The sequence below is a fragment of the Mycolicibacterium monacense genome (genome assembly GCF_010731575.1).
Lineage (GTDB): Bacteria > Actinomycetota > Actinomycetes > Mycobacteriales > Mycobacteriaceae > Mycobacterium > Mycobacterium monacense.
Genome location: NZ_AP022617.1, coordinates 3,235,833 through 3,262,025 on the forward strand (window position 1 = coordinate 3,235,833; position 26,193 = coordinate 3,262,025).

29 protein-coding genes are annotated in these 26,193 nt (G+C 69.1%); 14 read left to right on the forward strand and 15 right to left on the reverse strand.

From position 1 onward, the window contains the following. Nucleotides 1–10: 10 nt before the first annotated feature. Nucleotides 11–994: a TIGR03617 family F420-dependent LLM class oxidoreductase gene (locus G6N49_RS15590; protein ID WP_064915893.1), complete on the reverse strand. Its 984-nt coding sequence runs from the start codon at nucleotides 992–994 to the stop codon at nucleotides 11–13. A gap of 28 nt (nucleotides 995–1,022) precedes the next feature. Between G6N49_RS15590 and G6N49_RS15595 the strand changes: the two genes are divergently transcribed. After that, nucleotides 1,023–2,375, forward strand: coding sequence for a flavin monoamine oxidase family protein (locus G6N49_RS15595; protein WP_083044638.1), 1,353 nt, complete (start codon nucleotides 1,023–1,025; stop codon nucleotides 2,373–2,375). A 10-nt stretch (nucleotides 2,376–2,385) separates the two neighbouring features. On the opposite strand, the gene G6N49_RS15600 is transcribed toward G6N49_RS15595, so the two are convergent. Further along, nucleotides 2,386–3,354, reverse strand: a complete 969-nt coding sequence (locus tag G6N49_RS15600; RefSeq protein ID WP_221222519.1) for an alpha/beta fold hydrolase — start codon at nucleotides 3,352–3,354, stop codon at nucleotides 2,386–2,388. Nucleotides 3,355–3,669: 315 nt separating this feature from the next. On the opposite strand from G6N49_RS15600, the gene G6N49_RS15605 reads away from it, so the two are divergent. Continuing rightward, complete coding sequence (locus tag G6N49_RS15605) at nucleotides 3,670–4,641, forward strand: NADPH:quinone oxidoreductase family protein (protein WP_064876471.1); 972 nt, start codon at nucleotides 3,670–3,672, stop codon at nucleotides 4,639–4,641. Between the two features lie 4 nt (nucleotides 4,642–4,645). On the opposite strand, the gene G6N49_RS15610 is transcribed toward G6N49_RS15605, so the two are convergent. Both G6N49_RS15610 and G6N49_RS15615 read right to left on the reverse strand, forming a co-directional pair. Then, entirely contained in the window at nucleotides 4,646–5,113 is a 468-nt protein-coding gene (locus tag G6N49_RS15610) for a hypothetical protein (protein ID WP_011558960.1), read from the reverse strand. A 140-nt stretch (nucleotides 5,114–5,253) separates the two neighbouring features. Then, nucleotides 5,254–5,994 carry an SDR family oxidoreductase gene (locus G6N49_RS15615; protein ID WP_064876410.1) on the reverse strand — a complete coding sequence of 247 codons (741 nt, stop codon included), beginning with the start codon at nucleotides 5,992–5,994 and terminating at the stop codon, nucleotides 5,254–5,256. Between the two features lie 92 nt (nucleotides 5,995–6,086). Here G6N49_RS15615 and G6N49_RS15620 point away from each other — a divergent pair, with 92 nt between their 5' ends. Then, a complete protein-coding gene (locus G6N49_RS15620; RefSeq protein WP_083044639.1) occupies nucleotides 6,087–6,623 on the forward strand; it encodes a TetR/AcrR family transcriptional regulator in 537 nt (178 codons plus the stop codon). Here the strand turns inward: G6N49_RS15620 and G6N49_RS15625 are convergent. Continuing rightward, nucleotides 6,598–7,392 (reverse strand): DUF4396 domain-containing protein, encoded by a 795-nt coding sequence (locus G6N49_RS15625; RefSeq protein ID WP_235679526.1) that lies wholly within the window; start codon nucleotides 7,390–7,392, stop codon nucleotides 6,598–6,600. The two genes, G6N49_RS15620 and G6N49_RS15625, sit on opposite strands and share 26 nt — an antisense overlap. Here G6N49_RS15625 and G6N49_RS15630 point away from each other — a divergent pair. Beyond that, on the forward strand, nucleotides 7,333–9,000 hold the full coding sequence (locus G6N49_RS15630) for a GTPase family protein (RefSeq protein ID WP_234789174.1): 1,668 nt from the start codon (nucleotides 7,333–7,335) through the stop codon (nucleotides 8,998–9,000). The genes G6N49_RS15625 and G6N49_RS15630 overlap by 60 nt on opposite strands. Then, nucleotides 8,997–10,574, forward strand: a complete 1,578-nt coding sequence (locus G6N49_RS15635; RefSeq protein WP_011558955.1) for a GTPase — start codon at nucleotides 8,997–8,999, stop codon at nucleotides 10,572–10,574. Before G6N49_RS15630 ends, G6N49_RS15635 begins: the two co-directional genes overlap by 4 nt. A 3-nt stretch (nucleotides 10,575–10,577) precedes the next feature. Here the strand turns inward: G6N49_RS15635 and G6N49_RS15640 are convergent, their stop codons facing one another. Together G6N49_RS15640 and G6N49_RS15645 are read right to left on the reverse strand one after the other, a co-directional pair. Beyond that, complete coding sequence (locus tag G6N49_RS15640; RefSeq protein ID WP_011558954.1) at nucleotides 10,578–11,333, reverse strand: class I SAM-dependent methyltransferase; 756 nt, start codon at nucleotides 11,331–11,333, stop codon at nucleotides 10,578–10,580. Next, a complete protein-coding gene (locus G6N49_RS15645) occupies nucleotides 11,330–12,313 on the reverse strand; it encodes a methylenetetrahydrofolate reductase C-terminal domain-containing protein (RefSeq protein ID WP_011558953.1) in 984 nt (327 codons plus the stop codon). Before G6N49_RS15645 ends, G6N49_RS15640 begins: the two co-directional genes overlap by 4 nt. A gap of 171 nt (nucleotides 12,314–12,484) precedes the next feature. Between G6N49_RS15645 and G6N49_RS15650 the strand changes: the two genes are divergently transcribed. The 8 genes from G6N49_RS15650 to G6N49_RS15685 all read left to right on the forward strand — a co-directional run bounded on the left by G6N49_RS15650 (nucleotide 12,485) and on the right by G6N49_RS15685 (nucleotide 19,671). Continuing rightward, complete coding sequence (locus tag G6N49_RS15650; RefSeq protein ID WP_011558952.1) at nucleotides 12,485–12,889, forward strand: hypothetical protein; 405 nt, start codon at nucleotides 12,485–12,487, stop codon at nucleotides 12,887–12,889. Next, nucleotides 12,886–14,322 carry an FAD-dependent oxidoreductase gene (locus G6N49_RS15655; RefSeq protein ID WP_011558951.1) on the forward strand — a complete coding sequence of 479 codons (1,437 nt, stop codon included), beginning with the start codon at nucleotides 12,886–12,888 and terminating at the stop codon, nucleotides 14,320–14,322. Before G6N49_RS15650 ends, G6N49_RS15655 begins: the two co-directional genes overlap by 4 nt. Nucleotides 14,323–14,340: 18 nt before the next feature. After that, entirely contained in the window at nucleotides 14,341–15,180 is an 840-nt protein-coding gene (locus G6N49_RS15660) for an adenylate/guanylate cyclase domain-containing protein (protein ID WP_083044641.1), read from the forward strand. 147 nt (nucleotides 15,181–15,327) lie between these two features. After that, nucleotides 15,328–16,098 (forward strand): SDR family NAD(P)-dependent oxidoreductase, encoded by a 771-nt coding sequence (locus G6N49_RS15665; RefSeq protein ID WP_083044642.1) that lies wholly within the window; start codon nucleotides 15,328–15,330, stop codon nucleotides 16,096–16,098. A gap of 218 nt (nucleotides 16,099–16,316) precedes the next feature. Next, nucleotides 16,317–17,504, forward strand: coding sequence for a lipid-transfer protein (locus G6N49_RS15670; protein ID WP_083044701.1), 1,188 nt, complete (start codon nucleotides 16,317–16,319; stop codon nucleotides 17,502–17,504). After that, on the forward strand, nucleotides 17,501–17,953 hold the full coding sequence (locus G6N49_RS15675) for a MaoC family dehydratase N-terminal domain-containing protein (protein WP_064876393.1): 453 nt from the start codon (nucleotides 17,501–17,503) through the stop codon (nucleotides 17,951–17,953). The genes G6N49_RS15670 and G6N49_RS15675 overlap by 4 nt, the downstream gene beginning before the upstream one ends. After that, nucleotides 17,950–18,366 carry a MaoC/PaaZ C-terminal domain-containing protein gene (locus G6N49_RS15680; RefSeq protein WP_011558946.1) on the forward strand — a complete coding sequence of 139 codons (417 nt, stop codon included), beginning with the start codon at nucleotides 17,950–17,952 and terminating at the stop codon, nucleotides 18,364–18,366. Before G6N49_RS15675 ends, G6N49_RS15680 begins: the two co-directional genes overlap by 4 nt. Nucleotides 18,367–18,486: 120 nt before the next feature. Then, nucleotides 18,487–19,671: a TetR/AcrR family transcriptional regulator gene (locus tag G6N49_RS15685; protein WP_064876391.1), complete on the forward strand. Its 1,185-nt coding sequence runs from the start codon at nucleotides 18,487–18,489 to the stop codon at nucleotides 19,669–19,671. Here the strand turns inward: G6N49_RS15685 and G6N49_RS15690 are convergent. From G6N49_RS15690 to G6N49_RS15700, 3 genes are read right to left on the reverse strand one after another with little or no spacing between them, the layout of a single operon-like run. Next, entirely contained in the window at nucleotides 19,668–20,258 is a 591-nt protein-coding gene (locus G6N49_RS15690) for a 3,4-dihydroxy-2-butanone-4-phosphate synthase (RefSeq protein WP_064876389.1), read from the reverse strand. The two genes, G6N49_RS15685 and G6N49_RS15690, sit on opposite strands and share 4 nt — an antisense overlap. Nucleotides 20,259–20,269: 11 nt before the next feature. After that, on the reverse strand, nucleotides 20,270–20,761 hold the full coding sequence (locus G6N49_RS15695) for a flavin reductase family protein (RefSeq protein ID WP_064915881.1): 492 nt from the start codon (nucleotides 20,759–20,761) through the stop codon (nucleotides 20,270–20,272). A gap of 1 nt (nucleotide 20,762) precedes the next feature. After that, on the reverse strand, nucleotides 20,763–21,704 hold the full coding sequence (locus G6N49_RS15700) for an alpha/beta hydrolase (RefSeq protein WP_225892013.1): 942 nt from the start codon (nucleotides 21,702–21,704) through the stop codon (nucleotides 20,763–20,765). 180 nt (nucleotides 21,705–21,884) lie between these two features. On the opposite strand from G6N49_RS15700, the gene G6N49_RS15705 reads away from it, so the two are divergent. Continuing rightward, the gene (locus G6N49_RS15705; protein ID WP_064876383.1) at nucleotides 21,885–22,712 is read left to right on the forward strand and encodes an SDR family NAD(P)-dependent oxidoreductase; all 828 of its coding nucleotides are present in this window, start codon (nucleotides 21,885–21,887) and stop codon (nucleotides 22,710–22,712) included. A 66-nt stretch (nucleotides 22,713–22,778) separates the two neighbouring features. Here the strand turns inward: G6N49_RS15705 and G6N49_RS15710 are convergent, their stop codons facing one another. From G6N49_RS15710 to G6N49_RS15730, 5 genes are read right to left on the reverse strand one after another with little or no spacing between them, the layout of a single operon-like run. Continuing rightward, nucleotides 22,779–23,267 carry a CAP domain-containing protein gene (locus G6N49_RS15710; protein ID WP_064876381.1) on the reverse strand — a complete coding sequence of 163 codons (489 nt, stop codon included), beginning with the start codon at nucleotides 23,265–23,267 and terminating at the stop codon, nucleotides 22,779–22,781. Nucleotides 23,268–23,286: 19 nt separating this feature from the next. After that, nucleotides 23,287–23,631, reverse strand: coding sequence for a DUF732 domain-containing protein (locus tag G6N49_RS15715; protein WP_064915896.1), 345 nt, complete (start codon nucleotides 23,629–23,631; stop codon nucleotides 23,287–23,289). Next, a complete protein-coding gene (locus tag G6N49_RS15720) occupies nucleotides 23,628–24,245 on the reverse strand; it encodes an Rv1363c family protein (protein ID WP_083044643.1) in 618 nt (205 codons plus the stop codon). Before G6N49_RS15720 ends, G6N49_RS15715 begins: the two co-directional genes overlap by 4 nt. Then, complete coding sequence (locus G6N49_RS15725) at nucleotides 24,242–24,790, reverse strand: Rv1363c family protein (protein WP_179967763.1); 549 nt, start codon at nucleotides 24,788–24,790, stop codon at nucleotides 24,242–24,244. The genes G6N49_RS15720 and G6N49_RS15725 overlap by 4 nt, the downstream gene beginning before the upstream one ends. Continuing rightward, complete coding sequence (locus G6N49_RS15730; protein WP_083044645.1) at nucleotides 24,754–26,193, reverse strand: MCE family protein; 1,440 nt, start codon at nucleotides 26,191–26,193, stop codon at nucleotides 24,754–24,756. The genes G6N49_RS15725 and G6N49_RS15730 overlap by 37 nt, the downstream gene beginning before the upstream one ends.

The window sequence follows — 26,193 nt, forward strand, 5'->3', positions numbered from 1 at the left end:
ACCATAGGGCTCACCCGCGCAGCGCGTCGACGATCTGGGCCAACGAATCCACATCGATCGGCTGGGGCTGGTACAGGCAGATGCGGTCGGCGACGCCGCCCACCCGGTCCCGGATGTGCGCGGCGATCTCCGCGGGGGTGCCGCAGGCGGCGATGGTGTGCAGCATGTCGTCGGGGATCAGCGTGGCCATCTCCTGCCAGCGGCCCTGTTTGGACATCGCGTGCAGTTCCGGCTGCAGATCACCCCACCCGTGCAGGTCGAGGACCGGACGGTAGGCCGGCGTGGAACCGTAGAACGCCAGCAACTGGCGGGTGGCGGCGTGATCGGGGTTCTGCTCGGAGGCGACCGAGACGATGACCTCCGGGACGACGGTGAACTCCGCGGCGTCCCGGCCGGCGGCCGCCAGCCCCTCGGCGACCGCCGTCATGGTCGATTCGTGCAGGAAACGTTTGGTGCCGAACGGCATCACCAGCAGCCCGTCGGCGTGTTCGGCGGTCGCGCGGGTCAGCCGGGGACCGAGCGCACCCACGTAGATCGGCGGCGGTCCGAAGTCGTTGCCGCGCGGCGTGAAGTTCGGTGTCATCAGCGTGTGCCGGTAGAACTCACCGCGGAAGTCCAGCGGCTCCCCGGTCGACCAGGTCGCGAAGATCGCCCGCAACGCGCCGATCATCTCCGTCATCCGCGCAACGGGGCGGTCGAAGTCTGCACCGAACCGCTTCTCGATCTGGGTTCGGATCTGCGTGCCCAGCCCTAGCGTGAACCGCCCGCCGGACAGGATCTGGTGGTCGATCGCCTGGTGGGCCAGGTGAATCGGATTGCGCGGGAACGCGATCGCGACATTGGTCATCAGATCCAGCCCGCCGACCGTGGCGGCCAGCGTCAGCGGGGTGAACACGTCGTGCGGTCCCTCGAAGGTGAACACGCCGTCGGCGCCCGCTTCGCGCAGCGCGTGTGCCCGTCGGATCGCATCTGTCGGGCCGAACAGCGCCGTCATCACCTGCACGACGTGAGAGCCTAGTCGGATGACAGCACCGGCCGGCGCCGACGTCGTCGTGGTGGGGGCCGGGTTCGCCGGGCTCACGGCGGCCCGCGAACTCACCCGCCGCGGCCACGACGTGGTGGTGTTCGAGGGACGGGACCGGGTCGGCGGACGGGCGTACACCACCACCGTCGCCGGCGTCCCGGTCGATCTGGGTGCCTCGTTCATCGGGCCGACCCAGGACGCGGTCATCGCGCTGGCGGCCGAACTGGGCTGCGACACCGTCCGCACCTACAACCGCGGCAACAACCTGATCCGCTGGCGCGGGCGGGTGCGCTCCTACCGCAGCACCATCCCGCGTCTGTCGATCATCGAACTGCTCGACGTGAGCCGCATCCAGTGGCGGTTCGAGCGGTTGTGCAAACAGATCCCGCTCGCCGCGCCGTGGACCGCGCCCGCGGCCCACCGACTCGACGACCTCAGCCTCGAATCGTGGCTGCGGTCGGTGCACGCCAGCGCGTCGACGCGCGACCTGATGGCGATCATGTCCCGGGTCACCTGGGGGTGCGAACCCGACGCGGTGTCGCTGCTGCACGCCGCACGCTACGTCAAGGCGGCGGGCGGTATCGGGTGCATGCTCGACGTCGAGGGCGGAGCGCAACAGGACCGTTTCCCGGGCGGCTCCCAGCAGATCGCGGTGCGGATGGCAGCCGAACTGGGCGACCGGGTGGTCACCGGTGCGCCGGTACGCCACATCGAGCGGGACACCGACGGGGCGCTGAACGTCCACACCGAGCGCGGCAACACGGCGGCGCGGGCGGTGATCGTCGCCGTGGCACCCGCCCACCGCGAGACCATCGAGTTCGAACCGCGACTGCCCGCCGGTTACGCCGATCTGGCCGCGCACTGGCCGCAGGGCCGGCTGAGCAAGGCCTACGCCGCCTACGACACACCGTTCTGGCGCGACGGCGGATGCTCGGGTGAGGCGTTGTCCGACGAGGGTCCGGTGTTCATCACCTTCGACGTCAGTCCGTCGGACAAGGGCCCGGGCATCCTGCTGGGGTTCACGAACGCGGCGTCGTTCGACCTGCTCTCCCCCGACGAGCGCCGCAGCCGCGCACTGGCCGGATTCGCCGCGCTGTTCGGCGACGCCGCATCGTCACCGATCGACTACGTCGATCACCTGTGGGGCGCCGACGAGTTCGCACCGGGCGGCCCGACCGCGGCGGTGCCGCCCGGCGCATGGCTGGCCTACGGTCAGTGGCTGCGCACACCGGTCCACGGAATCCATTGGGCGGGAACGGAAACCGCGGACGAATGGACGGGCTTCCTCGACGGCGCGGTGCGCTCGGGGCAGCGGGCCGCAACCGAGGTGCACGACCTCTTGTCGCGTTAGGACCCCGCCGTCACGACGTGGCGCGGCGCGGGGTGGCCACCGACTCGACCAGATTGCGCAGCGCACCGTTGACCTCGTGAGGCCGTTCCAGGATGGCGCAGTGCCCGCCGGACAGTTCGAGGAAGGCGGCCAGGTTCGGCACCGACTCGGCGATCCGCTTCGCCGAGGTGATCGGCAGCAGGCGGTCCTTGTCGCTGCCGATCACGAGCGTCGGCACGTGGAGGTTCTCCAGGCCGATGTGGCGCGGTCCGAGCGACTCCACCAGGACCCGCGCCCAGCCGCCACGACCCGCGGCCGGCGTGCCCGCGAACAGTTCGAACACGAAGGCGGCCACCTCGGGATCGGCGGCGCGGCCGACGGCAAGTTCCGAGACGAACCGGCGGCCCGGCCGGTGCGCCGCCGCGAGCAGCGGTGCGGCGCCGAACGTCTTGATCACGGTGCCTGCCGCCCGCACGCGCGTCGCCGACAGCCGATGGGGCACCGGGAGGAACTGGATGTCGCGCAGCAGATCCCCGGTGGTGGTGTTGATCAGCGCGACACCCGCGGCCCGTTGCGCCACCCGCTCGGGGAAACGTTCGGCCCAGCTGCTGATGGCGATGCCGCCCATCGAGTGGCCCGCGACGACCGCCCGCTCGCCGGGGGCGACGGTCGCGTCCAGCACCGCGTCGAGGTCGGCGGCCAGATAGTCGAGGCTGTAGTTGCCGCGCCGGGGCGGTACGCCGCTGCGCCCGTGGCCGCGGTGGTCGAACGCGATGACGCGGTGATCGCGGGCGAGGTCGGCGATCTGGTAGGCCCACACCCGGATCGCGCATGTGATGCCGTGCGCGAGCACGACCGGTGGGGCGTTCTCGGGTCCGAAGACCTCGGTGTGCAGCCGCACCCCGTCCACGGAGCGCACCGGGACCACCCGGCTGGGCGGCAACGACTTCGCGGCGGCGAATCGGCTGGTGGATCGTGCCCTGCTCACGGGTGCTCCCATCGCGGTGCCGGCAACGTCGCCGGGGTTAACAGCCTAGCTCTCGGTGACCGGAACCGGCTTGATTACGCGGCCCGTTTTGGCGGCCGACCAGGCGGCATCGAACTGCTCGAACGGGAACCTCGTGACCAGCCGGTCCAGTGACAGTTCGCCGGACCTCGCCAAGGCGACCAGGTGCGGGATGAACGCATGAGGTTCGCTGTCGCCCTCGACGACGCAGCGCGGTGAGTGTCAGCGCCGGCTTCGAGCAGCACCGCGACACGGGCGTCGATCACCCCGGGATGTTAAATGGTTCCCGTCGACGGAAGGAAGGCGACCATGCGCGCGGTTCAGATTGACCGATTGGACGGTCCCGGCTCGGTACAGGTCGTCGACGTCGACGAGCCCGACAGCGCCGATGGGGTGCTGATCGATGTGCACGCGGCCGGGGTGGCGTTCCCCGATGCGCTGCTCACCCGCGGGCTCTACCAGTACAAGCCGGACCTGCCGTTCACCCCGGGCGCCGAGATCGCCGGTGTGGTGCGCAGCGCCCCCGCAGGATCGGGGGTGTCGCCGGGTGATCGGGTCGCGGGTCTGACGATGCTGTCCGGTGGCATGGCCGAAGTCGTTGCGCTGGCCCCGGATCGGGTGTTCCCGCTGCCCGACGCGGTGTCGTTCGAAGCCGGCGCGGGGCTGTTGTTCAACGATCTGACCGTGCACTGCGCGTTGCGCACGCGGGGCCGGTTGGCCAAGGGCGAGACGGTCCTCGTCCACGGCGCCGCCGGCGGGATCGGCACCTCGACACTGCGGTTGGCTCCGGCGTTCGGTGCGGGACGCACCATCGCCGTGGTCAGCACCGAGGAGAAGATCCCGGTGGCACAGGCGGCCGGCGCCGACGAGGTGGTGCTGGCCGACGGGTTCAAGGATGCCGTCAAGGAGTTGACGGATGGGCGCGGTGTCGACGTCGTGGTCGATCCCGTGGGCGGCGACCGGTTCACCGACTCGCTGCGCTCGCTGGCACCCGGCGGCCGGCTGTTGGTGATCGGTTTCACCGGCGGCGAGATTCCCACCGTGAAGGTGAACCGGCTGCTGCTCAACAACGTCGATGTCGTCGGAGTCGGTTGGGGCGCTTGGACTTTCGCGCACCCCGGCTATGTGCGGGAACAGTGGGCCGAACTCGAGCCGCTGTTGGCCTCCGGCGCGGTGTCCGCGCCGCAACCCGATGTGTTCCCGCTGGAGCGGGCGGCGGAAGCCATTGCGGCACTGGAGAATCGCAGCGCCAAAGGAAAGGTCGTCATCGCGGTGCGATGAGCGCTCAGCCTGCGGCGACGTAGTCCATCGGGGGACCGTCGGGTCCGACGGCGGCCTGGTCGGCGACCGCGGTCGCGACCGGCTGGCCGGACTGCACCGTCGCGAAAACCGCCACGCGGTCGTCGACGGAGAACGATGTCACCGGGCTGGCGGGCTGCTGGCGGTCGGTCGTGACGGCATGGGTGTCCGGGGTGATCCGGTAGGTCTGGATGAGGCCGTCGTCGCTGCGAGTGGTGACCGAGTCGGCGGTCACGGCGATCACGGTGCCGTTCTGAGTGACCGGCGCGCTGCTGGTGGCCTGCGGCGCCTCGGGTGCCGCAGGGGCGGGTCCGGGTGACGAGAAGTGCACGATCGCACCGGCGAGAACGCCTGCCGACGCCACGGCGAACGACAGCGAGCCGCCCACGACAACGGGCCACTGCGTCGTCCGGTGCTGGGTCATCGGTTCGGGTGACCGGTGTTTTCCACTCATACCTCTGCGCTCCACGAAGTTGTGCATCTGCGGGGGTTTCTACCCCTGCGCTGTCAAGTGCAAACAGCACCGACCCGGAAAATGCTTCCCGCACCACCTCTGAGCTGGACAAACCGCCCTATCACCTGCGGCCGGATACGTCAGTTCTGCACGGCGGGACGAATCGTGAGCTCGCCGATCTCGACATGGGCGGGTGCCTCGATGGCGAAGGCGATCGCTTGGGCGACAGCCTCGGGCTCCAGGCCGACGTCGTCCATGGAGCGTCGAATCCGCTCACGCAGAACCGGGTCGTCGATCGAGCCGTCCATCTCGGTGTTGACGAAACCCGGTGAGATCGCCGTGGTGCGGACGACACCGTCGGTCGATTCCTGACGCAGCGCTTCCAGCACGGTGCGGACGGCGTTTTTCGTCGCGGCGTACACGCCCTGGTCGGGAACGATCTTCAATCCAGCGGTCGACACGGTGGTCACGAAGTGGCCGTGGCCCTGCCTGCGAAAGATCGGCAGAGCGGCGGCAATGCCGTGCAGGACGCCGCGCAGGTTCACGTCGATCATGGCCGACCAACCGTCGACGTCGAGGTCGGAGATCGGGCCGATTCTGCCGATTCCGGCGTTGTTGACCATGACGTCGAGCCGTCCGAACTCGTCGACCGCCCGGTCGGCCAGGCGCCGGACATCGTCGAGGCGGGTGACGTCGGCCGTGCACACCACGGCGGCGCCGCCCGCTTCCCGGATCTCGGCGGCGACGCGGTCGAGGTGGTCGGCGCGGCGGGCGCCCAGCACGACAGCGGCCCCGCGGCGGGCCAGTTCCCGGGCCGTCGCCTCACCGATCCCGCTGCTGGCACCGGTGATCGCGACGACCCTGGACATCGTGGATGACATGGCCGGCTCCTTTCGGTCGATTAAAGTGGACACGTGTCCCCTTACCGCTCGACAGTAGCGGACACATGTCCGTTTAGCAGTGGAGGTGGCCGGTGAAGCGGCGCAGCGACGCCGAGCAGAACCGTGCCCGGATCCTCGCGGCCGCGCGGGCGCGCATCGTCGCATCAGACGATGTGAAGATGAACGAGATCGCCAAGGCGGCCGGCGTCGGCCAGGGGACGCTCTACCGGCACTTCCCCACTCGAGAGGCCCTGCTCGCCGAGCTGTACCGCGACGACGTCGATGCGCTCGTGGTATCCGCCTCAGAACTGCTCGAACGGCACCCCCCGTTCGACGCCCTGGCGTTGTGGTTCGACCGGGTCGCCGACTACGCCCGGGTCAAACGCGGAGTCTTCGCCGCCGCAACGGATTCCGCGCGCACTGAGCTGGCCGGCCACAGCGCAGGACCGATCGGCGGAGCGGTGACCACACTGCTGGAGGCCGGTAAAGCGGCCGGTCAGATCCGCGACGACGTCGACGCCCGCGACGTGATCCTGCTCCTCGGTTACCTCACGCGCCTCGACGACGCCGAATGGAATGTCCGCGCGCAGCGCATACTCACGATCATCCTTGCGGGACTGCGCCGCTGACCGCCTGCGCATGCGAACCGATGTCGGACTCCCCCAGTTCGGCAGCGATCGACACCACCAGGCCGCCGAGCATGAACGCGATGATCGTCGCAGCCAGGGCGCCCGCGCCTAGCGACGGAATGAACCGTCGCACTCCGCTGGGATCCGTTGCCCCGTGGTGGTATTCGTGAGTCAGGGCGTGGCCCTTGCCTCGGCGGAGTAGATGGCGGTTGACCGGGTAGGCGGCGAGAAAGGCAGCGGCAAGAGCGATCATCATCCCCAGCCAGAAGACCGGGTTGACCAAACCGGCATTCATCGCGCCGGGGATGACGGCCATGACGAGGTTGTCGACGACCTCCATGGTCAGGATCGACAGGGTGTCGGCCGCCAGCACCACGCTCAGTGCGGTACCCAGGGCGAGACCGGCCTTCAGCAACGGCAGCGTGGAGAGCGCGTAGCCGAACAGGAACGCCAACGCGACGGCGAGGCCGATCGTGGCCAGATTGCCCAGTCCCAACGCGGTACCGATGATCAGCCCGGCGATCTCGCCGATGGCGCATCCGGTCAGACAGTGCAACGTCGCGCTGAGCGCCATGGTGTTGACACCGGCGCTGGCTGTGTGGTGATGCTCATGCACATGCTGGACCATACCCCCTGGGGGTATGTCCGGCAAGGGTGCGGGTCGATCAAAGCCGCCCGCCGCGACGGTTCTGTGAGGCACGCTGGGGAGATGACGGCGGCCACGGATCTCCTCGATGCGGTGGCCGATCTCGGCGCGGTGCTCTGGCACACCACCTTCCCGCTGCCTGCGCCGTCGGCCTGGCCCGCCGAGCGCGACCGGCGCGAACTGACCGGTCAACTCGCCGACTACCTGATCCCGCGGCTGCGAAGCATCGACGCGCCCCTGCTGGCCGTGGTCGGCGGTTCGACCGGTGCGGGCAAATCGACGTTGATCAACTCGCTGGTCGGCGACGACGTCAGCCAGTCGGGCGTCCTGCGTCCGACCACCCGCGGCCCGGTGATCGTCTGCCATCCCGCGGATCTGCAGTGGTTCACCGACGACCGCATCCTGCCGCAGCTGCCACGCTCGGCCGGCCCCGACGGACTGCGGCTGGCGCCCCATCCGGGCATCGGGCCCGGACTGGCGCTGCTCGACGCCCCCGACATCGACAGCGTGGTGAGCAGCAACCGCGAACTCGCCGCCACGCTGCTGGCCGCCGCGGACCTGTGGATCTTCCTCACGACCGCGGCCCGCTACGCCGACGCGGTGCCCTGGAACATGCTGCACACCGCCCGTGACCGCGGCACCGCCATCGCCGTCGTCCTGGACCGCTGCCCACCGGAGGCCGTGCACGACGTGGCGGGACACCTGCAGGACATGCTCGCCGCCGGCGGCCTCAACGGCGCCCCGCTGTTCGTCATCGCCGAGCAGTCACTGCGCAACGGACGCCTGAAGGAGAAAGCGATCGCACCGATCCGCGCCTGGCTGGGCGGGCTCACCGCGGACGCCGAACAGCGGGCCTCGGTGGTGCGGTACACGCTCGACGGTGCCTTGCGCAGCCTTCCGCCACGCACGTACGCCCTGGCCGGTGCGGCGGACGAACAGGCCGACGTCCGCGCGCAACTGGAATCGTGCGTGCGGTCGTCCTACGACACCGCACTCGCGCGCGTCGACGAAGCGATCCGCGACGGTGCGATGCTGCGCGGCGAGGTACTGGCGCGCTGGCAGGACGTGGTCGGCACCGGCGAGTTCCTGCGCCGGTTGGAATCTCGAGTCGGGCGCATCCGCGACCGCATGGTCTCGGCGGTGAGCGGGCGTTCGACCCCGGTCGAGGAACTGGGGTCGGCGCTGGAAAGTGGCATCGCCACGGTGGTGCGCGCGGCGGTCGAGGACGCCGCCGAGGCGGCCTACGGGTGCTGGGCCCGCCACCAGGCCGGCGCACTGCTGCTGACCGATGAATTGGCCAGGCCCGCACCGGGATTGCCCGAGGCCGTGGAACGGCTGGTCCGCGACTGGGAGGGGTTCGTGCTCGAACTCGTCCGCACCGAGGGCGCATCGAAGCGCTCCGGGGCGCGGTTGGCGTCCTACGGGGTCAACGGCGCCGGGCTGGTCGTCATGCTCGCCGTGTTCAGCCAGACGGCCGGTCTGACCGGAGCCGAGATCGCGGTCGCCGGCGGGACGACCGTGGCCGGCCAGAAGGTGCTGGAGGCGATCTTCGGCGAACAGGCCGTGCGCGGCCTGGCCCGCCAGGCGCGCGACGAGCTCCTCGCTCGCGTCGGCCAGCTGCTGACCGAGGATTCCGGCCGGTACCACCGGATCCTGGAATCGGCGGCATCGCCGGTGAGCGGTGACGACCTGCGCAGGGCCGCCAATCGTATTGCCGCGGTGCTGCAATGAACCTCGTCCAACGGCTGGCCGCATTGTCGGCGGTGGCGAGTCTGGGCGCCGGACGGCTGCCCGAGGACGTCCTCGCCGAGGTCCACAGCCTCGACGCACGCGCCGGAACCCGGCTGCGACTCTCGGGCGAGCACACCGTCGTGGCGTTGGCCGGAGCGACCGGAAGCGGTAAATCCTCCCTGTTCAACGCGATCGCGGGCGCGCCGCTGGCGCAGGTCGGCATCCGGCGGCCGACCACGTCGGCGACCCAGGCCGTCGTGTTCGGACCGTCCCCCGCCGCCGAACTCCTCGACTGGCTGGAGATCGGCAACCGTCAGGCCGGGGACGCGTCGGCCACCCCGCAGCTGTCCGGGCTGGTGTTGCTCGACCTGCCCGACCACGACTCCGTCGAGGTGGCGCACCGCGCCGAGGTCGACCGGCTGATCCGGCTGGTCGACGCCTTCGTCTGGGTGCTCGACCCGCAGAAGTACGCCGACGCCATGCTGCACGAGGAGTACCTGCGCCCGCTGGCGCCGCACCGTGAGGTGATGGTCGTCGTCCTCAACCAGGCCGACCGGCTCCCCCTGCCCGACCTGGCATCGTGCATGCACGATCTGCACCGGCTCATCGCCGAGGACGGTCTGGCGGGTGTGCCGGTGCTGGCCACCTCCGCCGTGAAGCCGGACGGCGCTTCGGAATTGCACGAGTTCCTCGTCTCGACCGTGGCCGACCACCGGGCGCGAACGGCGCGGGTCAGCGCCGATCTCGACGCGATGGCCGCCCGGCTCGACCCGCTGGCGCCCGCGCGGTCGGAGCCCGCGCTCCGCGACGCCGAGCGGCAGCTGCGTGGCGCCCTCGCCGGGGCGGCCGCCGTTCCGACGGTGGTCGATGCCGTCGGTCGGGCCTACACCCGCCGCGGACTGGCCGCGACCGGGTGGCCGCCGGTCCGCTGGATACCGAAGATCCGCCCGGATCCGTTGCGGCGCCTGGGCCTGGACGCCCCCGACACCCAGGGCGAGATCCTGCGGCGGACGTCGATGCCCTCGGGCTCGGCCGCGGCGCGCGCCGGAGTCGACAGCGCGGTGCGCACGCTCGCCGACACCGCATCCGACGGGCTGCCCGCGCCGTGGCCACGAATCATGCGGGAGGCGGCGAGGTCTCGGGCCGACGCGGTGCCCGACGCCCTGGACCGGGCGGTCGGCGGGGCCGACCTGGGGATGTCGCGGTCACCGCGGTGGTGGCGGTTCTTCGGCGCGCTGCAGTGGCTGCTGATCGCCGTTGCGGTGGCCGGCGGCGTGTGGTTGGGCGCGCTCGCGGTGTTGGCGTATCTGCAGATCGACCTCGACGCGCCGTCGCTCGGCCCGTTCGCGCTGCCGACGGTCCTGCTCCTCGGCGGGCTGGCGCTGGGCCTGCTCCTGCGGATCGTCGTGCGCCCGTTCGTGGCGGTGGGCGCGGCGCGGCGACGGCGGAAAGTGGCCTCCGAGTTGCACCGGCGGGTCGACGGGGTCGCCGACGAATTCGTGTTGGCGCCCTTGAGAAACGAGCTCACCCGCTACGGGCAGCTCTCAGCGGCGGTGCACGGGCTCAGTCGCTGACGCTCACGCGTGCCGCAGCACCAGCATCTCGCCGGTGACGGCGCCTTCGGCCAGCAGATCGGCGATCCGACCGCTCTGCCGTTCGGCCAACTGCCACGCCCGCGATGCGCCGTGCCGTTCGGCGAGAGCGTTCGTGACGGCGTCGACCCGGTCGGTCCACTCCTGCGGGATGGCCGGCAGATCGGCCGTGCTGCGCCACTTCTCGATTCGCAGGCCCGCGTCGGCGATCAACTCGATGAGTTCACCGCGCGCCGGGAAGTGGTTGCCCTCGGGCTGTTTGGTCAGCAACGGCTCACGGGAGACGAAGGCGAGCAGCGCGATGCGACCCGGCGGCCGCACCGTACGGCGCATCTCGCTGAGCAGTTCCAGCTGGTGAGGCGTCGTGCACAGGACGCCAAGCGACCAGGCGGCGTCGACGCTCGCGTCGGCCAACGGCAGCGCCGATCCGACCGCCTGTACGACGGGGAACCCGAACAGGGTGCGGGCGGCGCGGCAGGCACCCGCTTCGGGTTCGACGAGCAGTGGCTGCAGCGCAACGGCTTTCGCGGCGTAGGCGGCCGGCCCCCCGACCCCGGCCCCGCAGTCGAGTAACGAGTCCTCCGCCGTCAACGCCAACTGCTCGATCAGCCAGTCCAGGGCGGCTGGGCTCCCGCTGCCCCGGCAGCCTGCGGGGATGTAGAAGTCCGGGCCGAGATCGGCGGCCACCTGCGCCGTCCACTCGGCCACGGTGTCGAACTCGGCGTCCATCGCCTCCGTCATGCCCCCACCTCCGCTTTGACGAGTCGGCCGACCTCGGCCTTGATCTCGGCGCCCACCCGGGTGCCGGAGGCCGATGCCAGTCCCGAGACGTTGACGCCGTCGACGCCGTCGATCGCCAGCAGCGCCCGCGCCTCCGCGACGGCGGCCGCGATACCGGCCGACACCGGGTCCGCGGCCCCGAGGACCTCGTCCACCACCGACTGGTCGAGTTCGAGTCCCGGGAGCCCCTGCAGGACGGCGGCGGACACCACGTCGGTGAACACCGCGACCGCGGCCACCACCGGCATCGACAGACCGGCTGTACGCGCGGTGGCCATGAAGTCGGTGATCGTGTCCGGGTACGGCACGTGGTTGAGCACGGCGAGGCTCGCGCCGGCGCGCTGCTTCTCGACCAGCCGCGCGGGCCGGGCGTGCACCGGCGGTGCGGTGGGCGTCTCCGGCACGGCGGGCACCATGCCGACCGACGCGGCCAGTGAGACCAGGCGCGGACCGTCGAGGTCGAAGGTCTGGGTGACGTCCGGGCGCACGTCGTACCCGCGGCCGTCGCCGGTCACGCAGAGCACGGTCCCGACACCGAGGCTGCGCAGCCCGCGCAACTCCTGCTCGAGGACGATGCGGTTGCGGTCGCGGCACGACAGCGTGATCCACGGGGTCACCCCGGCCTCGAGCAGCAGACGGCCCATCAGCGTGGGCGGAAAATCCGGCCGGTTCTGGTGCTCGCCCACCAGGACGGCGTCACACGACCGGCCGAGGATGCGGGCGGTCGCGGCGACGTCGTCCTCGTCGAACGGTGCGCAACTGAAGTCGGTCAGCACGAGCGGCGCCTGCGCCGGCCGTGACGCCGGTTCCACTCCCGACCACGGCACCACGTCGGGGAAGGCGCAGGGTCCTGTGCGCATTTCGCACTGCCCGTCGGGTCGGACACCGCCGCAGGGGCCGAACTGCATCCGCTTGGGACATTGCAGGTCAGTCGACGTCATCCCGCCAGGCCACCCCTCCACACCGTCACTTGTTCGCAGGCATGTACCCGGCGGACCCGATTCCCAAGCGAAGTCGCACACCACCACGTAGTCAACAACTGTTGACACCCTCACGCAGCAGGCCTACCGTCGTAGTCAACGACTGTTGACTTGCTTGAACGGAGTGTTCCCATGACCGTCACCGCCATCCAGATCGGCCTCGCCCCCGAGGTCATCGACTACTCCTCGCCGGACTTCGCCCAGTTCGCGAACCTGTCGAGGGAGACGTTGCGAGCCGCCAACGACAGGAACGTCGACGAGTTACGGGCCGCCGGCTACCACGTCGACAACTGCCTGATCGACTTCGGTGAGGCGGGCGCCGCGAAGGCACGAGAGTGGTTGAGCGCCAAGCGCTACGACGCGGTGCTGATCGGGGCCGGGGTGCGCATGGTCGCGCGCAACACGTGGCTGTTCGAGGCGATCGTCAACGCCGCTCATGTCAGCCAACCGGCCTGCCGCTTCGTGTTCAACCGCGAGGCCAAGGCCACCCCCGACGACATCCGCCGTTGGTACCCCGACCCGGAGGCGCACCGATGACCACCGCGGTCGACGTCGTGATCGTCGGCGCCGGGCCGACCGGTCTGACCGCCGCTGGTGACCTGGCCCGCGCCGGTCGCACCGTCGTGGTGTTCGAGAAACGGTCGACGCCGAATCCGTCGAGCCGCGCGTTCGCCACGATGGCACGCACGCTCGAGGTCCTCGACGCGCGCGGCCTCGCCGGCGACCTGATCGCGCAGGGGCACCGCGCGCCGGGGGTGTCGCTCTTCGCCGGCGCGCAGATCGATCTCAGCCACCTCGACTCGCCGTACCCGTTCGTGTTGGTCACCCCGCAGACCAACGTCGACCGCACCCTTCTGGACTACGCCCAGCGGTACGGCGCCGACATCAGACGCGGCGTGGCAGTCGTGGGGATCGACCAGGACGCCGACGGTGTGACGGTCACGGCCAGGTCCCAGGACTCGTCGCGTGACATCGCCTGGCGGGCAGACTATGTCGTCGGCGCGGACGGGGCGCACAGCACGGTGCGCGAATTGCTGCGCATCGACTTCCCGGGTAGGACGATCCTGTCCTCGCTCGTCCTGGCCGACGTCAAGCTGTCCGACGGCCCCGCCGGCGGAGGTCTGACCGTCGGCAGCACCCGCGACGTGTTCGGATTTCTGGCGCCCTATGACCGCCACGATGCCGACGGATCCTGGTATCGCGCGATGTTGTGGGACCGCCACCACCAGGTTCCCGACCACGTGCCTGCCGACCGCACCGAGATCAGCGGGGTCCTCGCGCGGGCCTTCGACACCGACCCCGGTCTGGTGAACGTCGACTGGACGTCGCGATTCCATTGCGACGAAAGGCAGGTCGCGCAGTACCGGCACGGCCGCGTGTTCCTCGCCGGCGACGCCGCGCACGTGCACTCCCCCATGGGTGGGCAGGGGATGAACACCGGCATCCAGGACGCGGCCAACCTCGCTTGGAAACTCGACGCTGTGCTGGCCGGGGCCGACGACGCCCTCCTCGACACCTACCACTGCGAGCGTCATCCGATCGGACGGCGGGTGCTGCGGCAGTCCGGGCTGATGGCACGAGGCATCACGCTTCGCCCGCGGGTGGCGCGGTGGGTGCGAAACAGGCTGGCGCCGAGGCTACTTCAGGTACCGATGATCCGCGACGGCGTGGCGGGCAGCTTCGCGGGGACCGGCCTTCGCTATCCGGGCGCCGGCCTCGTCGGAACCCGCGCCACCCAGATCCCGTTGACCGAGGGGCGACTTTCCGAACTGCTCCGCACGCCGGGTTTCGTACTGATCCGTGAACGCGGCGCCGCCGTCGTGGACTCGTTCAGCGGACACCAGGCCGAACGCACCGACGATGGTCCGGCCGTGCTGATACGTCCCGACGGTTACGTCGCGTGGGCCGGGGATTCGGCGGACCATCCGCCGTGGGTGACGTGTCCTTCATCGTCAGCGGTGCGCGGATAGGGCAGCGATCGTCCGGCGATGCTGGATGATCCACACATGGACATCGCGCTGTGGGTGGTCGTGCTGCTCGAGTTCGCCGGCCTGGTCACCCTCGGCGTCCTTCTCCTCGTCGCCCGGCGCAGACTGGCGTCGGCACGTAAGCAGGTCGTGCGACGCAGCGACGGTGACGGGCCGCGCCGGCGCCGCCGACCGATGGGGGTTGCGCCGCTGGCCATCAAGACCGTCGCTAACACGGTGCAGACCGCCGACTCGATCATCCGGCGGCAGCTCGGCGCATCGGTGCGCAGCTCGATCGAAGACCTGGCCGGCTGGGCGCGGGTGGAACGCCCGGACCTCGCCCGCATCACCGCCGACGGACGAGTGGTGCTGGTGTTCTCCGACATCGAGGGGTCGACGCAACGCAACGCGACGCTGGGTGATCGCGACTGGGTGGAGCTTCTCGAGCGCCACGAACAGCTGATCCGGCGACAGGTCACGGCCCACCGGGGTTTCGTCGTCAAAAACCAAGGTGACGGTTTCATGATCGCCTTCCCGGAGCCCGCGGGCGCCGTCCGGTGTTGTATTGCGGTGCAGCAGGCGCTTCTTCAAGACGGGTATGCCACGGACGGAATTCGCGTGCGGACGGGCGTCCACGTCGGCACCTCGGTCCGGCGCGGTGACGACCTGTTCGGTCTCGACGTCGCGACGGCCGCACGGGTCGCCGACCTCGCCGACGGCGGTCAGATCCTGGTCAGCGAAGCGCTCCGCGGGGCGGTCGGTGAGGACGCGGGAATCGATTTCGGTACGAGACGTGACGTCGAGCTCAAAGGCCTTCCCGCACCGCAGACGGTGTACGCAGTGGAGATCCCGCGCTCTTGAGACGCCCCAGCCAGGGTGTGCCACGAACCGCGCTTATACTAGAATTGTAATTAACAATCGCGGCCTGACCGCCGGAACCGGGACGCCTGCGCGTCGAGCCCGGGGCACCGCACGCCGCGCACCATCAAACAGTCAGAGGGAGTCACGGTGAGCGAGAAGTCGTATGCCGTCATCGTCGGCGGGGCGTCGGGTATCGGCGCCACCATCGTCCGCGCCATGGCCGATCGCGGCTACGCGGTGGTGGTCGCCGATCGCAACATCGACGCGGCGAACGCGCTGGTCGAACAACTCGGTGCGGGTGGACATACCGCCGCCGAGGTCGACGTCGTCGACGAAGCAGGCGTGGCAACGCTTTTCGAGTCGGTGGCCGCACTGCCCGGGAGGTTCGAGGTCGCGGTCAACTGCGCGGGCATCACCGCGCTCGGCCTGGTCACGGATCTGCCCGTCAACAAGTTCCGCCGCGTCGTCGACGTGTGCCTGGCCGGCGCGTTCCTCGTCATCCAGCATGCCGGCAGGCACCTCGCCGACGGCGGCACGATCATCTCGCTGAGCTCACTCAACGCCCGGCAGCCCGCGGTCGGCATGAGCGCCTACAGTTCCGCCAAGGCCGGGCTGTCGATGCTGACCCAGGTGGCCGCACTGGAACTCGCCCCGCGGATCCGGGTCAACGCGGTGGCGCCCGGGCTGGTGCGAACCCCGTTGACGTCCGGAGCGTTGGGCGTGCCCGGCGTGGAGGACGAGTACGTCGAGAACATCCCGCTGGGCCGGCCCGGTACGCCGGAGGAGATCGCGGATGCGGTGATGTACCTGGCCACCGCCGAGTGGACCACCGGCGAAGTGCTCGACCTCAACGGCGGAGCGCATCTGATGCGCTACCCGAACGTGCACGCCCACTTCGAACAGGCCCGCACCCGGTGACGCGAAGCGGGCACGCCGGCGTGTCCTCGATGACACTCGCGACGGGTGCCGAGAAGTCGCCGAGGCGGCCCAGGCGCATCGAGACGATGTGATGCCTCCGCCCGTCAACCGCCAGTTATCACTCATATCAGCGTTGAACCCACCAACAGGGTTGCGCTGGTGCAGTCAAAGCCCATATGGTTATTTTCGATTCTAGTCATTTCAAGCGTGAGGTGGACATGCAGAGCACCGTCTGTATCGCGGGGGTCGGGATGACCCCCTTCGCCAAGCCGGGGAAGAGCGCGGATTACCAGCAGATGGGCGCCCAGGCGGCCCGCGCGGCCCTCGCCGACGCCGGGCTGGACTACGCCAAGGTCGAGCAGGCCTACGCGGGCTACGTCTACGGCGACTCCACGTCGGGCCAGGCGACGCTGTACCACCTCGGTCTCTCGGGTATCCCGGTGGTCAACGTCAACAACAACTGTTCGACCGGATCCTCCGCACTGTGGCTCGCGCGACAGGCGGTCGCGTCGGGCGTCGCGGATTGCGTGCTGGCGCTTGGCTTCGAGCAGATGCGTCCGGGCGCACTGGCCGCCGTATGGGACGACCGGCCGAGCTCGACCGGGAAGTTCGAGGAGATCGCCCTGGGCCGACCGGGCGCAGATCCCAAGGCCCCGATGGCCGCACAGCTCTTCGGCGGTGCGGGAGTGGCGCACATGGAGCGCTTCGGAACCAAACCCGAGACGTTCGGCCGAATTTCGGTCAAGGCGCGCCAGCATGCTGCGCGTAACCCGTTCGCGGTCTTTCGCGATCCGGTGACACTCGACGAGGTGATGGCCTCTCCGACGATCTGGGGACCGTTGACCCGACTGCAGTGCTGCCCTCCCACCTGCGGGGCGGCTGCGGCGGTGGTGTGCAGCACCGAGTTCGCTGCCGCGCACGGCATCGACGGAGCTGTGGGCATCAGGGCACAGTCGCTGGTCACCGATCTGCCGGGCGCGTTCGACGGCGAAGACATGCGCCGCGTCGTGGGTTACGACATGACGGCGAAGGCCGCGGCCGACGTGTACGAAGCGGCCGGCGTGGGACCCGAGGACATCCCCGTGGTCGAACTGCACGACTGCTTCACGACCAACGAGCTGATCACCTATGAGGGGCTCGGACTGACTCCCGAGGGCACCGCGGAGAAGTTCATCCTCGACGGTGACAACACCTACGGCGGACGGGTGGTGACCAATCCGTCGGGTGGCCTGTTGTCCAAGGGGCATCCGCTCGGCGCCACCGGACTGGCGCAATGCGCCGAACTGGTCTGGCAGTTGCGTGGCGAGGCCGGCGACCGGCAGGTCGAGGGGGCTCGACTGGGACTGCAGCACAACCTCGGACTCGGTGGCGCCTGTGTGGTCACCCTCTACGAGAAGAGCGCATGATGAGCACCGCATCACTCAAGGGCTACACGTGGCCGGAGAGCACCGTCGACGTCGAACGCGGTCGTGTCGCGATGTTCGCCAAGGCCATCGGTGAGACCGACCCGGTCTACTTCGATGTCGAGGCCGCACGGGCCGCCGGACATCCCGACCTGCTGGCACCGCCCACTTTCGTGTTCGGCCTGGATCTCGAGCACTCCGACACGCTGGGGGTGCTCGAGGCTCACGGGGTGAACCTGTCGGCGGTGCTGCACGGCGAACAGCGCTTCACCTACCACCGCGAGGTCCACGCCGGTGACAGCCTCACCCTGCAGGCTGAGTTCACCGACTACTACGCCAAGCGCGGCGGAGCCCTCGAATTCCTCGTCCGCCGTTCGCAATTGACCTCTGCCGGCGAGCTCGTCGCCGAGATGGAGAGCGTATCCGTGATCCGGAATGGAGCGCCATCGTGACCACCGACATCGCCGACATCCAGGTCGGGACGGAAGTGCCTGCCCTTGCGGTGCAACCGATCACCCGCACGACCCTGGCGCTGTTCGCCGGCGCCTCGGGTGACCACAATCCAATCCACATCGATCTGGACGCCGCCAAGGAAGCCGGATTCGACGACGTGTTCGCGCACGGCATGCTGTCGATGGCCTACCTCGGCCGGTTGATCACCTCATGGGTTCCGCAGTCCCAGCTCCGCTCCCTGAGCACGCGATTCAGCGCCATCACCCCGGTGCACGCGCGACCCACGTGCACCGGCACCGTGACGAGCGTCGACGAGGTCGACGGTGAACGGCGCGCCACCCTCGACGTGCAGATCACGCTCGAGGATGGGACGGTCACCCTTCGCGGCGAGGCCGTGGTGGCGGTGCGCTGAAGTCTGATCACGACGCGGCGGCGTTCATCCCGCGCGGTTTCGTAGATGAGTGAACTATAATCGTGGTTCACGAACCGTAAATCGGAACCGCCTCGCGGCAGTAGGGAGAGGATCGCCGACGTGGCGCAAGCCGTTCGCCAGCACGCGCGGAGTTCGGTGCGCAAGCTGCAGTTGTCCCAGGCTGCCGCACGCCTGTTCACCGAACGCGGCTACCACAACGTCAGCATGGACGATGTGGCGTCGGCCGTCGGGCTGACCGGACCGGCCCTGTACCGGCACTTCCGCAAGAAGCACGACATTCTCGCCCAGGCGATCTCCGAGCAGCTGGCATCGGTCGAAGCCGTCGCGGTGCGGGCCGTCGAGGCGGATCTGGCACCGCCCGAGCGCTCGGCGATGTTCCTCTCCGAGCTCGCCGATCTGGTGCTCGAACGCGAAGAGGTGCTGCTGTGGAAGCGCGAGCGCCGCGAGTTGTCCGAAAGTGAGCAGGACGAGTTCCGGTCGAAGCTCAACGACGTCCTGTGGCTGACGGTGCAGGCGCTCGGACTCGGCGACGACGGCGAGCCGACCAGCGACGCCGAATTGCGGGCGTGGAGCGTGCTGGCCGTCTACTCGAGCGTCTCCCCCGCCCGCAGGGGCATGGACGACGCTTCAGCCAAGCGAATACTGCAGTCGATGGCTGATGGTGTGCTGAACTGCGAACTGGACGCAGCGGCAACGACATCCAGGCCTCCCCTCGCTCCACCGCGGCGCCCTCCGGGCCGGCGTGAGCGCATCCTCAGCACGGCCACTCGCCTGTTTCACGCCCAGAGCTACCACTCGGTGGGAATCGAGGAGATCGCCGCGGAGTCCGATACCGCTATCGCGACGTTCTACCAGTACTTCACCGGTAAGGCCGAGCTCCTGCAGGCGGTGCTGAATCGGGGTGCCGAAGGTCTGCACTATGTGACCAATCACCGGCTGCCGACGGCGAGCACACCGCAAGAGGCCGTCGACATTATCGCCTGCACCCTCATCGAGCTGGCACTGGGTCCGCACCAACCGATTCTGGCGATTCTCGCCGCCGATCTGATCTATCTACCGGAGAAGGCCCAGGAAGCGATCCGGACGAGCCAGCGCGAGTACATCGACGAATGGGTGGTGGCCATCACCGGTGTCCGGCCAGAGTTGTCGGCCCACCATGCCCGGCTGCTCGCCCGGGCGTCGATCGGTCTGGTCACCGACATCACCCAAACCCAGAGCATGCGCAACCGGCCCGGCATCGCAGGCGAGTTGCACCGCCTCGTGTCGGCGGTGCTCGCCGCTTAGGCTCCTGCGGCCAGCACCCGGACCGGTTGTGGCGCCGACACCAGCGCCAACCCGAAGGTGGCCGCGAAATCCTCGGCCGCCGCGTCGTCGAGTACGTCGCCCGAGTCGTGCACCAGCCGGCACGCCGCCGCCACCGGTGTGCACCCGGCCCGCTCGACTATTCGCACCATCCTGTCCCACACCAGATCCGGTGCGTTGCGCGGGACGTGGGGACACCGGACCGGCAACACATGGCCGGGCCGGACCAGATCGCCCGGCGTCGTCTGCGGTGATCCGAGCGCGCGCAGCGTCTGCGCCCGAGCCTGTCCGGAGATACCGGTGCCCGTGCCCACCGCGTCGACCGAGACCGTGAAGCCGAGGGCGCGGTCCTCCGAGGGCAGCACCGGCTGGTCGTGGATGCGCAGTCGGTCCAGTCGGTCCGAGCGCATCGCGGCGTGGATGAGACCCGAGGAGTATCTGATCGCGAAGTTCAGAAGCTGCGCGGACGCCGCTTCGGCGGCGAAGAACAACAACGCGCCACGCTCACCGTCCGGAATGACAGCGGCTCTGCCGCAGCTGATTTCGGCAACCACCATGTCGTCGCGCATCGCCGGCCTCCTCAGTCGAGAACTCGATGGGTACCAAACTCGCGGCCGTGATAGGTCAACGGTGGCGTGTCACGACTCTCCACCGACCGCACCGCGCCGATCACGACGACGTGGTCGGCGGCCTCGACGAGCTGGATGACGTCGCAGGCGAACCATCCCGGGACGCCGGCCAGACGCGGAAGGCCGTCGGCCAGTGACCAATCCACGTCGGTGAACTTGTCCCGACCCTTCTTCGCGAAGCAGGAGGCCAGGCTCGACTGACCGCTGCCGAGGATGTTGACTCCGAAGGCACTCGTCCGCCGGATCAGTGAGAGCAGGTCAGAACCCTGGTCGAGGCTCACCAACAGCGACGGTGGAGACATCGACAGCGAGGCGAAGGCGCTCACCGTGGTGCCGTGCGGCCTCGTGTCATCCATGGCGGTGATGACGGCGACCGGCGTACACACCGATGCCATCGCATCCCGGAAGGCGTCCGTGAGGGAACCCAGTTGTGCCTGCGCCATGTCAGCGCCCTTCCGTGCGTGCCGCGTCGATCGCGGCGCGGGCGAATACGGAGATCTCGTCGACTGCGCGGCGGGCGCGCGGCATGTACGACGCGAACATCGTCCACGCATGGCAGACGCCCGCGTAGACGCTGAGGGTGGATGGCGACCCGTCGCGCTGCATGGCGGCATGCAGCGTTCTGGCGTCGTCGAGCAGCACCTCCCGATCGCTGGCCATGATCAGTGTCGGTGGCATCCGATCGAAGGTGCCGAATACCGGTGATACGTGCGGATCGCCCGGGTCGTGCCCGTTGAGGTAGGCGTACGCGAGGTGTTTGACCGAACGGCGGGAAATCGCCATGTCCTCGGCGGCATAGGTGTCGAAGCTGGCGCCCGAGGCGGTGAGATCCGCCAACGGTGACACGAGGACGGCGCCCGCAGGCATCGGCGTCGCGGCATCGCGGGCCCGGATGAGCGAGGCCATGGTGAGCCCGCCACCCGCCGAATCGCCGGCCAGCACCCATCTGTCGCCATAGGTCTGCGCCGCCCAGTTCATCACCGCCTGCGCGTCCTGAAGAGCGGCCGGGTACGGATTCTCCGGGGCCCGTCGGTAGTCGGGCACCACCACCGGATGTCCGCTCGCAGCCGACACCGCCGCCGCCATGGCGCGGTAACCGTGCGCCGAACCGATCAGATACCCGCCGCCGTGGAGCCAGACGATCGCGGCGCTGTCGTCGACGGACCCGGTCTCGACCCGGAGCGCGGGTACGCCACCCGCATCGAATTCGGTGACGGCCGTGCCGTCGGGCAGACCCGGGGCGAGCATCATCTCGTCGAGTCGGGCGCGCAGTTCGGGGACCGATACCCGCCCGTCGCCGAAGACTCTGCCGAGGTCACCTTCGGCTCGGGCCAGGGCCTCGCGATCGGCATCCGACAAGTGCTCCTCGATCAGGGACGAACCCATCTGAGCCACCACCTCCCACATCTCTCCATCACAATAACCCACAAGAACGCTGACTAACTAGTGCTCTATTCAAAGTTGTCAGAGCATTGTTGACCCACAGTTTTGATGAAGTTAGCCTTCACAGTGTGGGCTGCACTACAGTCCGACGCGGAGCTCCGACGACCAACAGTGAGGAACGAGATGCCACGTCTATCGAACAGGGTCGCCCTCGTCACGGGTGCGACCACCGTGGAACCCGGCGGCCTCAACATCGGCGGTGCCGCAGCCACCGAGGTGGTGGCCGAAGGCGCCCGCGTGGTGCTCGCCGACATCAACATCGAGGGCGCTTCGGCTCTCGCCGAGCAACTCAACCAGAAGTACGGCCCGGACGTCGCGATCGCGGTCCACACCGACCTCCGCGACGAGGATGCGATTCAACGGCTCGTGGCCACCACGGTCTCCACCTTCGGCAAACTCGATGTGCTGTTCAACATCGCCGGCGTCTTCCCCGCCGGTGACGGTGACGTCGCCACCATGCCGATCGAGGTCTGGGACGACGTGATGGCGGTCAACGTGCGCAGCGCCATGCTCACCACCAAACACGCTCTGCCGCATCTTCGCGTCGAGGGCGGGTCGATCGTGAACACCGCGTCCACCCACGCGTTCGCCGGCGACACCAGCCTGACCGGGTACGGGGCGACGAAGGCGGCTCTGCTGGCCCTGACCAAGTACACCGCCACCCAGTACGGGCGGGAACGGGTGCGCTGCAACGCCATCTGCCCGGGCACCACCACGACACCACCGGCCCAGCAGTTGCCGGAGGCCGTCAAGGACATCTACCGCCGCCATACGCCCGCACCCGACCTCAACGGCCCCGCCGACCTGGCCAAGGTGTATGCCTTCCTGGCGTCCGATGACTCTCGCGGGATCAACGGCGAGACCATCCGGGTCGACGGCGGACTGCTGGCCCACCAGCCCTTCGTCCCGGACATGGACTCACTGGGCGCCGCGACGGCCACGTCCCAGTAGCGCAGTCACCCGATTGGCGCACCGGCAGTCAGCTGTCGGTGCGCCAATTGTTTTCGAGCGCGTGACTCAGTCCGGGCGGCCGTACACCGCGACGACGACCGTGCGGTCCAGGCTGTTCTCCGACCAGACCCCCATCTTCGTGAAACCGCAGTCGGACATGATCGCGTGATAAGCCGGGTTGTGATACCAGAGGTTGATCAGCTCGATACCGCTGATCGCGAGCGCCGGATGGATGGCGACGGTCTCGGCGACACCGCCCCGGAAACCGGCGGCCTCGGCGCGCTGCTGCGGTGTCGACCCGTCCGAGCCGATGTCGCCGCCCAGACTCCGGTTGCCCATGAGGTCCTTGGCGTGCCATTCGGCGGCGAGCAGGAGTTGCGGGCTGACATTCAGGTCGTTCGTGCAGCCGGCTTGGCGCTGCACGACGTAGACGTTCTGCACCACGCTGGAGTTGAACCGCCGGTTGTCGGCCTGGGCGACTGGTTGCACTGCCGCCGCGGCCAAACCGGCCGAGGCGGCCAACAGGATTGCGGTGCGGGTGAGAGCTCGGGTCATCGGTCGTCCTCGTGATCGGTCACCCGGTGGGTGAGCGGTAGCCGGCGGCGGAGTTGCGCAACTGCCAGATCATGGCCGGGCAGAGTTCGTTGGCCGCCTGGGTGATCAGGTAGGAGGCCTGATACTCCTCGGTTGTTCGGAAGTCGGCTTTGACATCGGCGATGAGGTCGCCGTAGGCACGGCCGTCGGCGATCTTGCGGCAGATCCCGTGACCGTAGGACAGCGCCGCATCGGCGTTGGCGAAGTTGTAGCCGGGCCGCACCGTCACGTTGACCAGGTAGGCCACCGCGTCCGCATGCGCCTTCGGCGGTTCGGCGACCACCGCCCATCCCCCGAGTGCGACCGCGGCGGCGGCGCCGATCAGACCGGTTCGAAACCTGCGAGAAGCCAACGGTCGCCTACCTTTTCGAGTGAAACACGGGCGCTGGAGGTGGTGGCCGACGGTGGATCGTCGCCCACGGTGGTGGTCTGGTCGATGTAGACGAGGACCTCGGCCCGATCCGCCGATGAGGACACCAGGGCGGCGGCGGGCACGGTGGCCTCAGCCGATACGCGCTTCTCCTTGGCCCCGGGGATCACGACGTCGTTGATGAGGGTGGTGTACTCGTTGCGGAACTCCCCGGTCATCCGGTCACTGGCCGCGGTGAGATCCTGCTCGACCTGATCGGCGCGGTAGGACAGCATCGCGGTGGCGATCTCGGTGGCCGCCGAAACCGACTTCGCCGCCGTGGCCTGCGACGCACCGATCGAATTCGCCTGCCACTTGAGGAACCCGACACCGCACGCCATCGCGAGGACGACCACGGGGAGCACCACGTACGCGACGATGCGGCCGATGTTGCGGCCGGCTTGGACCGGAGTGGCCTCCCCGGAGGTCTTGGCCGGCGCTTCGTCCTGGGCGACGTCGACGTCCTCGGTGTCGACTTCGGTGTGGTCTTCGATGTCGTTGTCGATGTCGTTTTCGATGTTGAGCGTCATGACACGAACTGAACGTCGGAGACCTTGGCGACGTCGCCGGTCTGTTTGACACCCACGCGCATCCGCCATGAGCGCGGGCTCTGTTCCGCCGCACCGGCGTTCGACATGTTGACCGACATGACGACCAGGACCTGAGCGGTGTCGCCTTCGCGCGACTCCAGTCCCGCGGAGGTGACCGACCCCTCGGACTTCGACTGCGCCTGCTTGACCACTTCGGCGAAGGTCTGCGACCGCTTCTCGAAATCGTCGCGGAAGGTGCCGGTCGAACTGTCGAGAATCCGCTTGATGTCGGCGTCGACGGAGGTGTGGTCGATCGTGGTCAGGTTGATCGCACCCTGCCGCGCGGCCTCGACGAACTCGTTCTGTTCGGCCTGCGCGCGCCGGTCGTCGACGATGCGGTAACCCAACCACCCGGCCACGCCGCCCAGCCCCACGATCGCCACCACGCTGAACGCCACGGCCAGCCGTATCCCGTTGTGCCGCTGCGGCGCAGCCATATCCGACTCGGTCAACCTGCCGTCGGCGGTATCAGCATGCTCTGCCATGTCCTACCTTCCGTCCTGGAACCCAGGTCCGCCTGGGTGTAGATCTTGCCGTCAGGGCCGAGGTACTCCCCTGTGGCCGGGTCGTACTCGGCGACCGCTATCGGCGGCGGCGCGGCCGGCGCCGGATCGGGAGACGGGGCCAACTGCGGGATGTCCTGTCCGGACAGGGTCGCGTTCGGGTCACCCTTCCAGTTCATCCCGTCGTTGAGCGGTACGTACTCCTCGTTGCTCTCGCACATCTTCGCCGTCGGCGCCCGCTTGCCCGGCCGGTTCAGGCACGGGTAGTTCCTGTTGCCGCGCACCACGTTGAAGGAGTCCTTCGGTATCCGGCAGTACAGATCGCCCGCTACCGGATCGGCGGGGGTCTCGACATTGGGGGCGAGTTGCTGGTCGACCGGCAGGAACCCGGTCGTACATGGCGGCGGCAGGTTCAGGTTGAGGTTGAAGCTCACGTACAGGCCGGGTGAGAACCGCTGGGAGTCCTTGTTGGCGAGCAGAGCGCCCTGCAGGCTCGCCACCAGCTGCGGTTCGAGCACGAGCACCTGTTCGATGGCCGGCTGGTACACCACGGCGACCTCACCGACACTGACCAGGTTGGCCAGCAGCACCGGCAGGGTCGGCTTGACCGTGTCGAAAAGCTGCCGCGCCTCCTCGGCCGCATCTGCGCCGCGTTCGAGCAGACCTGCCACGCCCGGGTCGGCGTCGCGCACCTGATCGGTCAGGTTCGCCAGGTGAGAGGCCCAGGCGTTGATCGAATCGGCGGTCTCGGCCTGCGAGTCCATGACGGGCTTCGCCTTGTCGATCAGCGCGAGGATGGGGTCGAGGTTCGCGCGCGCGTCGCCGGCCAACCGGGTGGACCCCTGCACGATGCGCGACAGCTCCGGACCCAATCGTCCGACCGCCGTGTAGCTCTCGTCTATCACCGTCTTGACGTTGTCGCGTGGGATCGCCTGGATGCCGCTGTTGGCTGCGTCGAGGAGGGTGTTGATGGAGGGTGGCACGGAGGCTCGGTCGACGGGGATGACGTCACCGTTCTTCAACGGCGGCGCGTCGTCACTCCGCGGTACCAGCGCGACGTACTGCTCGCCGATGGCGGAGGTGCTGTGCACCTCCGCATCGAGGTCCGAGGGGATGGCGACGGAGCTGTCCATCGACAGCACCGCCTCGACACCACCGTTGTCGGTCAGGCGGACGTCGCTGACCCGACCGACCTTGGTGCCCCGGTAGGTGACGTTGCCGGTCTGGTAGAGGCCACCGGCCTGAGGAAGCTCGACTGTGACCGTGTACTGGCCGATTCCGAGCATCGCGGGCACGCGGACGTATCCGAAGGCCATGATCCCACCGGCGATCAGCGCGACGAGCGCGAACACTGCCAGCTGTAGTTTGACTCGCCTGGTCAGCAT